The organism is Amycolatopsis sp. PSD-21, assembly GCF_055561455.1.
Genome location: NZ_CM145712.1, coordinates 6,283,678 through 6,297,025 on the forward strand (window position 1 = coordinate 6,283,678; position 13,348 = coordinate 6,297,025).

At 66.5% G+C, this 13,348-nt stretch carries 12 protein-coding genes and 1 pseudogene; 5 read left to right on the forward strand and 8 right to left on the reverse strand.

Going from position 1 to position 13,348, the window contains the following annotated elements:
* Positions 1–9 precede the first annotated feature (9 nt).
* The 5 genes from ACZ1DY_RS29290 to ACZ1DY_RS29310 form a co-directional block, all read right to left on the reverse strand.
* Positions 10–687, reverse strand: coding sequence for a maleylpyruvate isomerase family mycothiol-dependent enzyme (locus tag ACZ1DY_RS29290; RefSeq protein WP_257485506.1), 678 nt, complete (start codon positions 685–687; stop codon positions 10–12).
* The gene (locus tag ACZ1DY_RS29295; RefSeq protein WP_465481572.1) at positions 684–1,262 is read right to left on the reverse strand and encodes a TetR/AcrR family transcriptional regulator; all 579 of its coding nucleotides are present in this window, start codon (positions 1,260–1,262) and stop codon (positions 684–686) included. The genes ACZ1DY_RS29290 and ACZ1DY_RS29295 overlap by 4 nt, the downstream gene beginning before the upstream one ends.
* 318 nt (positions 1,263–1,580) lie before the next feature.
* The gene (locus tag ACZ1DY_RS29300) at positions 1,581–2,048 is read right to left on the reverse strand and encodes a hypothetical protein (protein WP_126736902.1); all 468 of its coding nucleotides are present in this window, start codon (positions 2,046–2,048) and stop codon (positions 1,581–1,583) included.
* A 374-nt stretch (positions 2,049–2,422) separates the two neighbouring features.
* The gene (locus ACZ1DY_RS29305) at positions 2,423–3,391 is read right to left on the reverse strand and encodes an alpha/beta fold hydrolase (RefSeq protein ID WP_465481573.1); all 969 of its coding nucleotides are present in this window, start codon (positions 3,389–3,391) and stop codon (positions 2,423–2,425) included.
* A 704-nt stretch (positions 3,392–4,095) separates the two neighbouring features.
* Entirely contained in the window at positions 4,096–5,484 is a 1,389-nt protein-coding gene (locus tag ACZ1DY_RS29310; RefSeq protein WP_465481574.1) for a helix-turn-helix domain-containing protein, read from the reverse strand.
* 299 nt (positions 5,485–5,783) lie between these two features.
* On the opposite strand from ACZ1DY_RS29310, the gene ACZ1DY_RS29315 reads away from it, so the two are divergent.
* The 4 genes and pseudogenes from ACZ1DY_RS29315 to ACZ1DY_RS29330 all read left to right on the forward strand — a co-directional run.
* A complete protein-coding gene (locus ACZ1DY_RS29315; protein WP_465481575.1) occupies positions 5,784–6,821 on the forward strand; it encodes a hypothetical protein in 1,038 nt (345 codons plus the stop codon).
* A gap of 317 nt (positions 6,822–7,138) precedes the next feature.
* Positions 7,139–7,549: a hypothetical protein gene (locus tag ACZ1DY_RS29320; RefSeq protein WP_465481576.1), complete on the forward strand. Its 411-nt coding sequence runs from the start codon at positions 7,139–7,141 to the stop codon at positions 7,547–7,549.
* A gap of 86 nt (positions 7,550–7,635) precedes the next feature.
* Positions 7,636–8,421: a hypothetical protein gene (locus ACZ1DY_RS29325; protein ID WP_465481577.1), complete on the forward strand. Its 786-nt coding sequence runs from the start codon at positions 7,636–7,638 to the stop codon at positions 8,419–8,421.
* 198 nt (positions 8,422–8,619) lie between these two features.
* A pseudogene (locus ACZ1DY_RS29330) lies at positions 8,620–8,844 on the forward strand (DUF2637 domain-containing protein); the annotation flags it as partial.
* Between the two features lie 634 nt (positions 8,845–9,478).
* On the opposite strand, the gene ACZ1DY_RS29335 reads toward ACZ1DY_RS29330, so the two are convergent.
* The 3 genes from ACZ1DY_RS29335 to ACZ1DY_RS29345 are packed head-to-tail and all read right to left on the reverse strand — an operon-like array spanning position 9,479 to position 11,907.
* A complete protein-coding gene (locus ACZ1DY_RS29335; protein ID WP_465485725.1) occupies positions 9,479–10,678 on the reverse strand; it encodes an MFS transporter in 1,200 nt (399 codons plus the stop codon).
* Positions 10,675–11,169: a ribonuclease E activity regulator RraA gene (gene rraA, locus ACZ1DY_RS29340; RefSeq protein ID WP_465481578.1), complete on the reverse strand. Its 495-nt coding sequence runs from the start codon at positions 11,167–11,169 to the stop codon at positions 10,675–10,677. The genes ACZ1DY_RS29335 and rraA overlap by 4 nt, the downstream gene beginning before the upstream one ends.
* Before the next feature lie 45 nt (positions 11,170–11,214).
* Positions 11,215–11,907 carry a GntR family transcriptional regulator gene (locus ACZ1DY_RS29345; RefSeq protein WP_465481579.1) on the reverse strand — a complete coding sequence of 231 codons (693 nt, stop codon included), beginning with the start codon at positions 11,905–11,907 and terminating at the stop codon, positions 11,215–11,217.
* 303 nt (positions 11,908–12,210) lie between these two features.
* On the opposite strand from ACZ1DY_RS29345, the gene ACZ1DY_RS29350 reads away from it, so the two are divergent.
* The gene (locus tag ACZ1DY_RS29350) at positions 12,211–13,341 is read left to right on the forward strand and encodes an ABC transporter substrate-binding protein (RefSeq protein ID WP_465481580.1); all 1,131 of its coding nucleotides are present in this window, start codon (positions 12,211–12,213) and stop codon (positions 13,339–13,341) included.
* Positions 13,342–13,348 lie beyond the last annotated feature (7 nt).

The window sequence follows — 13,348 nt, forward strand, 5'->3', positions numbered from 1 at the left end:
CCTCTCTCATCAGGTCGCCGAAGCGGATCCCGAAAGCCGGGCCGCGAGATCGCCCGCGCCGTCGCCGGACAGGCGAGGGAGAGCGGCCAGGCGGCCGGCGCAGACCAGCAGCAGCGCGCTCATCGGGCCGCGGACCTCCGGACCGGTGCCGGTGGACCAGGAGATGTCGGTGGCGGTCAACCGGAACCCGGCCATCTTGCGCGCCGACGGGAGAGGAGGCGGCCAACGCATGGACAGCACTCGGTCCGCGGCGACGGCAGCCGCGTCCGGTGGCATCTCGTGGCGCAAACCGAGAGGGATGGCGATGTCCTGGCCGTGGACGAGGATGTCGGCGAGCGTTTCCAGGTAGGTGACGCCGAGGGTGTGCCGCCGCGAGCCTGCCGTCGCGCGGATCTCGGCGGTGATCCGGGCGGTCGACAGTTCCGCGGCGCGCCGGCGGGCCGCGTCCTCGATGGTCCGGTCCATGCTGCCGCGCCAGTGGGCCATCGTCGCGATCAGGTCGCGGAGGCCGAGCTGTTGCAGCGTCAGGTGCGCGGCGACGTCGCGAACGGTCCAGCCGGCGCACAGCGACGGGTGCCGCCACTGGTCGTCGGACAGGTCGTCGAGCAGGTCTGCCAGGCTGGTCCGCTGGGCGGCGATGACCCGCCAGATCGCGTCGCGGTCCGGCGCCGGTCGCTTGCCGGTCATATCGGGACCTCCTCGGAGCGAGGGCGGACGACGCTCGTCACGAGTGCCGCGATCTGCGGGTAGGGATCGAACGCCGGGTCCGGGACGGCCAGTTCGTGCAGCACGATCCCGGTCCAGTGGTTGGCGATGATGGGCGCGTCGCGGTCGGGATCGGTGGAGCCGGCGGCGCGCAGCCAGTTCATGAACCAGGCGTTGACCCGGGCGCCGGTGGCCAGCAGCTGTGGCCGCAGCGTGGGGTGGATGCCGGCCTCGACGAGGATCGCGTACCGAGCCAGGGTCAGCGTCCGGTTCGGGCCGGTCGCCTCACGGGCCAGCCCGGCCATCGCCTGCGCCAGCTCCTGAGGGGTGACCGGGTAGTACGTCGTCGCGAGGGCTTCCCAGGTCGCGCGCTCCCGATCGGACGTGCGTTCCACGACCGCGTTGAGCAGGGCGTCCCTGGTGCGGAAGTGATTGGAGGCCGAGCCGGTGGGCAGCCCGGCGGCGGCGTCGATGGCGCGGTGGGTCAGCCCGTGGATGCCGCGCTCGCCAAGGACCGAGATCGCGGCGTCGAGGAGTTCGTCACGTCGTGCGGACACCAACGCAGACTACCATCGTAGTAGAAAACACTGCAATAGTAGTGTTCAAGACTACGGTCGCAGTACCTAGACGTCGCTCGACGCCGAGTGACGCGAAACTTGGGAGCGCATTGGGGCTGACCACCCGCAGTACGACTGCCTCGACCGGTCGACGCGGCCGAGGCAGTCGTACTGGAACGCACGCGCGCCGTTATGCGGCAGGTCAAATCGCCCCGAATCGAACGAGGTCATCCGGTTTTGCACGTATACCGCGATTTCACGTGGTGTCTCGGAGCTTTTCCGGCGCCGGAAGCCCTCGCCGTGCCCGGCGGTGAACTCTCACCACCAAGGTTCGGTGCACTTGGTGGTCCGCGGCTGATCACGCAACATGCCACAGGCCCGGAACTGCCAGGTCGGCGAAGGGTTCGTCCGCTGCGCCGCGCTGGTCTTGGTGGCTTGCGAATGCGGGATCACGAAGGGCCCGCACTGGATCCAGCTCCGGCCACCGTCCCGCGTCCAGTCCATCCAGACCAGGTCACCCGCCTGCGTGGCGCCACGCGCGTGCGCCCACCCGCGCAGCCCTTGGACGTAGCCCTTGTACAGGGTCACCGTCATGAACCCGCCCACCACCATGACGCGGACCGGGTCGCCGGTGAGGCCATCGGGTATGTCCACGAAACCGTTCGCGCCACGCTCGCAGTCCGCCGCGGATTCCGCGGTGATCGGTTCCGCCGAAGCCGGTGCCGCGGCGGCGAACGAGGCCATGAGGACCATGACGAAAACGACCAGCGAAGTCTTCCATCGCATAGTTTCTCTCCCCAGAGTTGTTTCCCCAGAAGGCCATTCACCCACTCCAAGGGCGGACTTCGTCAGTGGAAAGGGGAAACGATCACCCGAAGAGCGGAAGATCGTTCTCGCGGCGTGCCAACCGCACGCCGTATGACCGACGGCGAAGTCGTCAAGAGACACTCGAGCTACTGGGCGGCCGTGCACCCAAGACACGATCCGCGCACGGCTCCGCGACCGACGCGACGCGGGAGGAGCCATGTCTCCATCGATCAGGCCCGACGCCGATGGAACTTGGCCGCCGGTCGAACCACCCCGGTCCCACGATGTCTCTCGCGCGTGTGATGAGGCCCCGTCGGCTGGCCGCTGCCTTGACAGGCGGGCACCCCGAACCTCTACGCCGTAAAGAAATCCACGAGGGCGCGGGCGATCCTGGCGGGGGCGTTCTCCGTGGGGATGTGGTCCGCTTCCGGAATACGGATGAGCGTGGTTCGCGGGATCTCCGAGGCGAACTTCTCGGCGTATTCCACCCTCTCGAAGGCATCGTCCTCGCCCCAGATCAGCAACTTGGGCGTGGCAGACCGTTTCAGCGCGGGAACGAGATCCAGGGTGTAGCGGCTATCGGCCGCGCCGGCCAAGGCGAGCCAGGAGCGGCGGACCCGCGGATCGTGCCACGGATCCAGATATTCGGCGACGAGTCGCTCGGTGGCGGCACCGGCCAATGCCGAGGTCACCGCTTGGCGGCGGGCATCGAGAAGGGTGCCGGCGATCTCCGGATCACCGAAGCGGGCCACGTGCGGCGCGGGCCAGGAGTCGTAGGTGACCGAATTGACCAACGCCAGCCGGGACACCTCCAGACGACCGCGGACCAGGAGATGCTGTCCGATGGCGCCGCCGATATCGTGCGCTCCCACGGCGACCGGCCCGGAAATCCTCAACGCGGACAAGAATCGCGTCACCCAGCCCGCGAGGGCCGGGACGGTGGCCGTCTCCGGGGTCAACTCACCTCCCGAGCGCCCCAGGCCGGGAAGATCGACCGCGATGGGTCGTAGCCCCGCCTCCGCGAGACGGCTCAGCACCGGAAGCCACACCCGGCTCCAATACGTACCGTGCAGCAGCAACACGACCGGCCCATCCTGCTCCACGGTCAGGTAACTGGCGGCTTCACCATCGACCTCGACCGTCGTCCTCACCACACCCGGCTCCGCGGCTTCACTCATGAGACCAGCATGCGCGAAGATCACCTCCTCGCCGAGAGTCTGAAAAGACATCGATGGGTACATTTCTGCCACGCACACCATCGCCGGATTGACGAACGTGTCGACCGTGACGGAACTGCCGTAGGCGAGCATCACCAGCGGCACGCCCAGATACTCCCCCGGAGTTCCGCTCCTAACGAACTCGTGGGCGAGTCGCCCAAGCCCCGGACACGGAGGTTCAGCGACGAGCCGGCTTCGCTGGCCTTGGACGTAGCGGAATGTGACACCACAGACGGAGGAGGCGACGAAACCGTTGCCGTCCATCGCGACAGTCGCGGTGTAGGTCAGCAGCACAGTGACGCGTCCGGACTGTTCGGTGAGCCAGCGCGCGGTGGGCCGCGGTCAGCAGCAACGCCAGTCCCGCGCCGAACAGGACGCCGACTACGAGGGCTTTGAGCGTGAAGGGCAGCACGGTCCCCAGCGCGTCCAGCGGTGTCCGTTGCTGTGTCCGATCGACGGCCAGGATCCGCGAACGAGATGGCGATCCGGGACGTGGTCACGACGGCGGCGAAGACGATGACCGTGGTAGTCGCTGAAACTCGACCGCATCGCCGGAACCCATAACTACGGCCACCTCATCCTCCGGAAATGGCGCAAACAGGGCGCGCTCCCGGACACAACCCCAATAGAACCCGAGTCAGACTGTCCACCAGGTCGTCGGTCGCGTTTCACTTTCGCAACACGCGACGAACAGTGAAATTCAGGACGTCGACACACTGCCGCGCCGGCTCGCCGTTCGCATATACGACCATTTTGTGAACAGGCCGCACGCGGTCGTTGAACAAGGTCCCGGTCCGCAGCTGACCTGTTCAGCTTTTGTAGGGAACCACGAAAATGTGGCTCATGCCGGCGTTGTGGGTCGTGGTCGACCCGCGTGAGTCGGTCAGGCCTTCCACGGCGCCCTGCACCCCGCCGTCCATCCCGTCTACCCACTTCACCATGACGTAGGCGCTGAACCGGGGGTCACAGTCGGCGCGGATGGTGAAGTCGAGCAGGTGCAGTGGTACGTGATGGTGGTGCACCGCGTAGGACATCTCGCGGAGTTCCCCGGTAGCCCGGTCCTTGTGGCAGACCTCGTTGCCCTTCCACTGGGTGACGTACAGAGTGAAGGTGGCCGTCGACGTGGCCGGGGCGGGCGTGTCGCAGTGCTTGTCCTTCTGCGGATAACAGACCTGGAATTGAGTGTCGGCGACGACGCTGAGATGGGTGAATCCCGGCGCGAAGGTGAAGGACCTGAGGACCGGCTCCCGGGCGATCATGCGGGGAGCCGGTCCCACGTGCAGGAGGCCACGCGGCACCGCATCCTGGGCGGGCGCGCCTGTGGTCGTGTTGTCCACGGACGTGTCGGCGACCTCGATCCGCCCGCTGTCCAGCCGGAACTGCGCGTCGAGGTCTTCCCTGAGCGCGGCGGCGCGGACGTAGGCGGTGCAGGCGACTTTGGTGGCCACACCGGGATGTAGCAGGAAGCGTGTGGTCAGCTCGACCTCTTCCTTCTCCCGCTCCGACGACGCGCCTTCCTGCAGGATGTTCTGTCCGGTCACGAAGCTCTGTTCACCGCCGGGCCACCTGCACCGCACCTCGTTGTCGAACCGCGAGCGATGGGTCGCCGAGCTCGCGCGCATCACCGACACCACGTACGCGGTCTGGGTCGTCGACATCTCGAGCTCGACGCTGCCCAGCGCCGCCACCTCATGGTCGGGCTTCCAGGAACCGCCAGGTTCTGCCTTGGGCATCCGCGGTGCGAGTATGCGACGTGGCGTGAAGTCGTATCGGATGGCGGTGTCGGCGGGCGCGGAAGTGGAGGGGTCTGCATCAAGGAATGCCGTGCTCGACGGGATCACGATCGCCACGAGGACCGCAACGGCGGCCGGGAGTGATCGTGGGCGCCGCCGGCCAGAGCCGGAAGCCAAATCCGGGGTGTCGACTGAGGAAACCGGCTTCTCTGCGGTGATCTTGCCGTTGGCCACATGCCAATGCCGTAGCAAATCGGCGAGGTCTTGGTCAGTCGCTCCACATGCGGTGGCGATTGCGGCAATCGTCCGGTAATCGGGTGGAACTGTTACTCCAGAGCAGTATCGATGCAGGGTGGAACTGCTGATATGCGACTTTCGGCCAAGCTCTGAGTAGCTCAGCCCGCTGCGCTCCTTGAGTGCAGCGAGAAGTTGGGCAAGCTCGCTGCGCGTGCTCGACACATCCATCGACCCTCCCCAAGTCTCCGGTGCCGCAGCCAGTATGGCACCGTCCCACGCCCTTCGGGAAACCCCTGCTCAGGACCGTTTCACTCATTCCAGGACGACATACGTTCCGGCAACCCTTGCTGCCGCCACCCGTTACCCGACATGGTTGTTCCACGCCCCCCGTGGGATGTGAATCAAATTCACCACCTAGACCATCCGTAACCACGGAAACTCGACACTTCGATCGCCATAAAGGGATTATGTGTCATCGTCGAAATAGTTCGTCACGCTAATTTCTCACTGGTGAAAGGAGACCGCGGGTGAAGCGAATCCTGTCGTTCATTCTCGGTGCCGTGGTGCTGGTCGTGCTCGCGCCGGCGGCGATCGCGAGCGATGTCACCTATGTCAGGTTCACGCCGCAACAGGTGCTCGCGCCGAAGGTGCCCGAGACAAAGCCGGGTGAGCCGGTGAAGTTCGACCAGGAGGTCAAGAAGCTGGGCAGCGTGGATCTGGAGATGTCGGCGACGCAGACCGCCTACGTCAGATCGGTGATGCGCGCGAACTCGGCCACCTACCGCTCGCTGTTCGACAACGAGGTGCGGTGTACCTGGCAAGGGGGTGAACAGAGCTTCGTGACGGGGCAGAACATCCTGCAGCAGGGCGCGTCCCTGGAGCCGGACAAGGAGGACGTCCAGCTCACCACCCGCTTCCTGGTGCACCCCGGCGTCGCCACCACGGTCACCTGCACCGCATACGTCCGTGCCGCCACGATGCGCAAGGAACTCGACGCCCGGTTCCAGTTGCACGACGGATTCCTCGAGTTCGCGGACACGTCCGTGGCCAACACCGCGGCCGGTCTGCCCGCCCAGCGCGCCACGCCCCGTGGCCTCGTGCGTGTCGGGACGGACCCCGAGGTCGTGGCACGCGAGCCCGCGTTGCCGTACTTCACCCTCGCGCCGGGCTTCACGAAACTCAGCGTCTTCGCCGACACCGAGTACCAGACGTGCTACCCGGTGAAGGACAAGGACTGCACCGAACCGCCGGCCTCGACGGCCACCTTCACGCTCTTCGTCAACCAGTGGAACGGCGACAAACTCTGCCAGACAAGCAACGCCACCACGACGACCCGCCGGATGTCCTACTCGGTCCACCACCATTACGTGCCGCTGCACCTGCCCGACTTCCCAGTCCGGGCCGACTGCGAACAGCGGTTCAACGCCTACGTCCTGGTGAAGTGGAAAGACGGCATGGACGGCGGGGTCCAGGGAACCGCGGTAGGCCTGCCCGACTCACGCGGGTCGACCACGACCCACAACGCCGGCATGAGCCATGTGTTCGTCGTTCCCGTCAAGAGCTGACGACAGCGAGCGAACTACGCATCGTCGGTCTCGACGACCTCGAGTCCTGTTCCGCCGGACGAATTCGTGCAGCGGCGAATAGAAGGCGAGCCATACTTCAGCACCTGACCAGGAGGTTTCCACACGAAACGTTCAGTTCGCACTGATGCTCTCGCCTTCACCTGCGATCCGATCAGATCGATAAATGCCGATCGGCGCCAATAATATGAAAATAGGATGAATATGAGGATTCCCTGCCGGGTGCCCCCTGGGAGTCCTGTAGGTGATCAACCGTCGACAAATCGGCGGTTTCCGATGAAACATCTCGAGGAGAAATCATGTTGAAGAGCATTGTTTCGATCTGCGCGGTCACGGCCGGCCTGCTCGTCTTGGCCCCCGCGGCACATGCAGACACCCCGACGAGAAATGTGGACCTCGGACGGCAGCACGGGAATGTGCTCCGGGCGACCCTCGCCGAGAACGCCGATGGCTCCGGCTACAAGATCCGGGTCTACGGCAGTTCGCCGTGTACGGCGACGAGAACGGACACCGACAACTTCATCCGCACCATGCCGCCGAGCTGGAACGACGCCGTTTCGCGGGTTTACGACTACGCCTCGTGTGACACGAAGCTGTACATGGACATCGACGGCGGCGGCGAAGCGACCGGATGGATCGACGGCGGGACGGGCGGCAAGTATGTCGGTCCGCGCTGGAACGACAAGACGTCGTCCTTCAAACTCAGTTGAGCATGAGGTTGAGTGCGGCCGCAGCCGCTGCGGCCGCACTCTTCCTTGCTGCCGGATGTGGGACGCAGGACACGGGTGAGCCCGCATTGCCCCACCCCATAGCCTCGATCGAGAACGCTGCTCAGCTGCGCCTGCCGATCGCCGACTATGTGCCGTCCGGCAAAGACGACGAGGTGATCGGACAGGCTGTCATCGCCCTCACCGAAGCCTGCGCCCGGCGCTTCGGCGTGACCTACACCGTCCGCTCCGGGGAGCAGCCGGGCGTTCTCGAGGGCACGGACCGCCGCTACGGCGTGGTCGATGTGGACGAAGCAGCACGACTGGGCTATGCGCGTCCCAACAAGGAAACCGACGGCGGCGCGCAGTGGAGTCCTTCCGGACTTGAGTACGAGGTCGTCACGGGGCGAAGCCCCACCGGCGGGCCGGCCACCGTGCGGGCGGCCGACGGAGCACCGGTCCCGGCGGGTGGTTGCGCGGAAGAGGCCTGGCGGCGGCTGCGCGGCGATGACGATGAACTCGTGCCGCTGATCGAGAAATTGCTCAACGAGACGTGGACGCACACCCGTGCCGACAGTCGTGCACGCGCCGCCGAGGCGTCCTGGATCGAGTGTATGAGGGAGGCAGGCCACGACTTCCAGCACCGTTGGGACGCGGCGGACTCGGTCGGCACCGCGCCGCCCGAACAGCAACGTGCGATGGCGAAGCTCGACGCCACCTGTGCTCGGCGCGCCAACTACGTGGGCATCTGGCACGCCGTGGACTCCGCCTACCAACGGCAAGCGATCGCACAACTCGGGGAACGCCTGACCAAGGCACTGGCGGGTCACCGAAACCTCATCGCACGCGCGACAGAGATCGTGAGAAAGAGGTAGTTGCGACGGGAACCGCGCGCGATCGGGGCGTCGGGCCGGTCAAGGTCCAGCAAAAGCCGCGCCTGAGCTTGTGGGGATGTCGCGAGTGCCCCCGGGCGCGGTTCCAACAGGTACCTCACGAACCAAAATGCCCCGTGAGCTGCAGATCTCCGCGACGACCGTGATCGCACGGCGACGTCGCACGGCCAGGTGACGGCCATGAACAGCGCGACTCGAGCAACTTCGCCAGCTGTTCCCCGTGACCTCGCTCTAGTTCTAGTCGTTCAATGCGGCTGCACAGCCCTCGTCGCCCTCGGCGCCGCCTACCGCCACGGACGAGACTTCGCCCTCCACTTCGGCGCCGACCACACCACCGCAGCCATCTGGCCACTCATCGTCGACGGCCTCCTCATGATCGCCACCGTCGAACTCTGGATGGACGCTAGTGGAGGCGTTCAGCATCGAACTACACGAACCCGGTGAGGACGATACCCAGACCGCCTGACACCGCCGCCGAGCGGCCTGCTTCGTGCTGCGCGATGATTCCTTCTAGATGGACAGCGCTATCGCAGACGGCGAGCTTGCGTGGGGCCCAAGACCAGTCGATGGGTGGTACCTGACCCGCTCGACTGGCCCCAGCCGCACCTCCACCACCACAAGCAGCACTGCGATTGCGGCCGTAAGTCGTGGGAACGTGGCCACCATGCCCGTCGACGTGGCCGGTAGCGAGTCCCTTTCGCTTCATCCGCAACCGGGTCACCCTCTAGGGCCGGCCTGCGGTCGTCACCGCGGAGTGCACAGGATCGGCGGCGCGGACCCCTCGGCGTCATGCCGGTGCTCCAGCCCGGTCGCTACCGTCGGCCGGGCTGGAGCCCGAGAACGACGTGAACTCGAACCGCTCACCCTTTCGCCCACCTCCATTGCTACGCGCGCACCCACCGTTCCGAACGAACGCAGACGTCTGGCCAATCAAGCTCTGATCAAGCGCCTGGCCGTGGCCGTCGCCGGCGGAGCAGCCTTTGCCTTCACGTCGTCCGCCACGGTTGCGCTCGCGGGGATGGCGGTCCCACAGTTGAACTCAGTCGCCTGAAGCCAGCACGGCCGCCCCGGCAAGGAGGGCCGCAGCGAGCCACAGCGCGCCCGTGGCGCCGAGCGGGGCGGCGATCATTCCCGCGGCGGCGGGGACGGTGACCTGTCCCAGCCGGTTTGCCCAGAGTCGCAGGGCCAGTGCCGCGTTGCGGCCGTGCTGGGGCACGGCCTGGACGACGACGGTCATCGTCAAGGGCTGCCCCATGCCCAGCAGCAGGCCGCCGATGAACAGCGCTGCGGCCATGACGGGCACGGTCGCCGCCGGGAGCGCGACGACGGCCAGAGCCACCGCGGACCCGGCGGCGCTGGCAATGATCAGCGTGCGCCGGTTCCAGCGCCGAGCGAGCTTTCCGAGGCCGAGCCGGGACAGGATCGACGCACCGGAACGCAAAGCCAGCAAGGCACCGACGACAGCGGGAGCGACGCCTCGGTCTTCGGCGATCAACGGCAAGTACGCGGTCAGCAGGTCGACGGCACCGAGCAGCGCGAGGCTGACGAACAGCCCCGAAACCATGCCACGTGATCGCAGCATCGCAAAGACTCCGGGGGCCGGCCCTGTCGTCGAGGTGGCCGCGCGATCCCGGGCGGCCTGGCGCCGCAACAGGACAAGGCCACCCGGCAGGGCGCAGACGGCGATCCCTGCCGCGACAATGGCTGCGATCGCGGTCCGCCCGAGTGTCGCTCCGGTTTCCGTGCCCAGCACTCCGCCGGCGATCAAGGGACCGAACATCTGCCCAGCCGACACGGCAGCGGTGAAGAGACCGAAGAAGCGGTCGAGGTCGGCGTCGGGCACCGCCGACGCGATGTAGCCCTGGGCGCCGACCATGAACACGATGTGGCCGAAGCCCAGACACGCCGCCGCCGCGCCGACCCAGGGGATGGCAGGCGAAAGCGCGAGCGCGATCGGACCGATCGCGATCAGCGCCGTTCCGGTCACGAGAACTGGTGCCGTACTCCCGGTCCGGTCCACGAACCGCCCGAGCGGCAAGGCGACGATCAAGGAGAGGACGGCATAGGACGCGGTGACGAGGCCGATCGAGAGCCCGCCGCCGTCGAGCGCGATGGTGCGGTAGGACAGCAGCGGACGTGCGAGATTCAAGGCGGTCTGGCTCAGGATGGTGCAGACGAGCAGGGCGACGACACTCGCCCGCCATCCGGCCCCGCCGGCTCGGGGTCCCGTGGTCGTCAGCCGTCGGCGGGCAGGACGACGATCCCGTCGTCATCGCTGTACAGGGTGGCGCCCGGGGTGAACGTGGCGTTGCCGAATTCGAGCACCACATCCCGCTCACCCGCACCGGATTTGGTGCTCCTACGAGGATTGGAGCCGAGCGCCTTCACACCGATGTCCATCCCGCGCAGGACCGCGACGTCGCGGACGGCGCCGTTGATCACGATGCCGGACCATCCATTGCCGGCCGCGATCCCGGCGATCATGTCGCCGAGCAGCGCCCGGTGGACCGAACCGCCACCGTCGACGACCAGGACCCGGCCCTCCCCCTGCTCCGAAAGCACGGACTTGAGCAAGGCGTTGTCCTCGTCGCAGCGCACGGTCACGATCTCGCCCGAGAACGCCGTGCGGCCACCGAACTGCCGGAACTGTGTATCGCACGACTCGAGGGCATCGAGGTGTTCGTCATAGAGATCCGACGTCGGCGGCGATGCGGGGCTGAAAGAGGACATGGTTCTCCTGTCGAGGGTCGTTCTGCCGAAAGCTGTGGGGAAAGGTCAGATCTCGTGGGGCGTGGCGGTGAGCCCCATCCCGAGTCTGGAAGCCGCCTTGGCGCCGAGGCTGGTGTCGATGTGCTGAAGCATCAATGCCGACGCTGTCTCGCTGTCGCCGGCGACGATCGCGTCGACCAGTCCGAGATGCTCGGCGTGCTTCTGATCGCGCTCGCTTTGGTCACGCTCGATCTGCAGTCCGACTCGGCGGTAGCGGTCCGCCTTGTCCCACAAGCTGTCCAGCGTCTGGATCAGCAGATCGTTGTGCGAGGCGGTGTAGAGGGCGACGTGGAAATGGCGATGGGCGATCAGGTCGTCGTACCCGGGATTCGACCTCAGCGGTTCGACCCGTTGCATCGCCTCGCGGATGTTCCGGATGTCGGCGCGGGTGCGGCGTTCGGCGGCGAGGCCGACCGCGAGCGGGTCGAGTGACCGGCGCAGTTCGAGCAGGTCTCGCGCCTCCTCGCCGGACAGTTCACTGACCTTGGCGTCCTTGTGCGCTCCGAGTTCGACGAAGCCTTCTGACTTCAGTCGTCGAAGGGCCTCGCGCAACGGCGTCGTGCTGATGCCGATGGTCTTGGCGAGCATGGCCTGGTTGAGGACCGCGCCCGGCGCGAATTCGCCGGAGAGGATCTTCTCCCTCATGGTCTGGTAGGCGTAGTCGCTCTTCGTCACGTACGGCTCGGCAGGTTCGGTCATCGCACCCCTCTCACTGCTTATAACGTACCGCATCTTGCCGAGCCCTTCGCGAACGCACCCAGCCCGACCACACACGAGACGCACCCGTTATAAGGATCACTCGGGCCGCTCAAGGTGCCTTGAGCTGCATATTTACTGAAACAAGAAGACTCAGCTTCCCTTACTTGTCACCTCCAGGGCTTGACGAATGCAGGTTATAACCTTCAGAGTCTCCCGCGACAGCAGTGTCGCTATCGCCAGAAGAGGTGCGGGATGACTACAGCGTCGGTACTCGTCGGAGGAAGAGGAAGCCGGGGCCGGGCCGTGCGCACGGCCCGGGTGCTCGTCGCGGTGGGCATGACCGCGGTGCTCGCAGCCTGCGGCGGCGGAGGGGCCACCGGGCAACAGGCCGCCGAGAACCCGATCTCCGTGGAGAAGGTCCCGGAGTACTACCCGGCCGAGTACGCGCAGGTCCTCTCCGGCTCGAAGAGCGAGGGCGGCACGCTGACCATCTACTCGAACACCGACCAGGAGAACTGGGCGCCGGTGTTCCGCGATTTCCAGACGAAATATCCCTGGGTCACCGACATCAAGGCGAACAACCTCGACTCCGACGAGGTCTTCCAGCGGGTGCTGTCCGAGCAGGCCACCGGTAACTCGCCCGCGGATATCCTGGTTTCCAACGCGGCGCAGGCGTGGGCGGAGTACGCGCGGCAGCCCGGCCGCCTGCTCGCCTACCAATCGCCAGAGCTGCCGAAACTGACCGATTTCGCGCAGGTGTTGCCGAACGTCTACACCATGGCGACCGACCCGATGACGATCGCCTACAACACCTCGTTGCTGGACCGGGCCCCGACGAGCCTGGCCGATCTCGCGGACACGGTCCGCAAGGATCCGGGGAAGTTCAAGGACAAGATCACCACGCGCGACGTCAACGGCGCGTTCGGGTTCACCGTGTCCAACGCCTTCACCCAAGCCGCCCCGAACGCCTGGCGGGACCTGGAAACCCTTCTGCCCTTGGCCCGACCGGAAACCTCGTCCGGAACGCAGACCGAAAAGATCCTCGCGGGCGAGTACCTGGTCGGGTTCTTCATCTCCGGTGCCCCGGCGTACCCGGTCGTCGACAGCAGCGGCGGCCTGTTCCAGGTGGCGTTCCCGAAGGACGGGACCGTGGTCCTGCCCCTGGGCATCGGCATCACTCCGAAGGCGCCGCATACCAACACCGCCAAGCTCTTCCTGGACTTCGTGTTGTCGCAAGAGGGTCAACGCGCGGTGGCGGAAGGCGGCCTGACCGCCTACCGCCCCGACGTCGCGGCCGCGCCGGGCCTGCGCACCCACCAGGAGGTCGTGAACGCCGTCGGCGCGGAGAACGTGATCGTCGCCAAGTACGAGCTCACGCCCGAGGACAAGGTCAAGGAGTTCGTCGGCCGCTGGGACGGGCTGCTGGCCCGCTGAGGCGGCG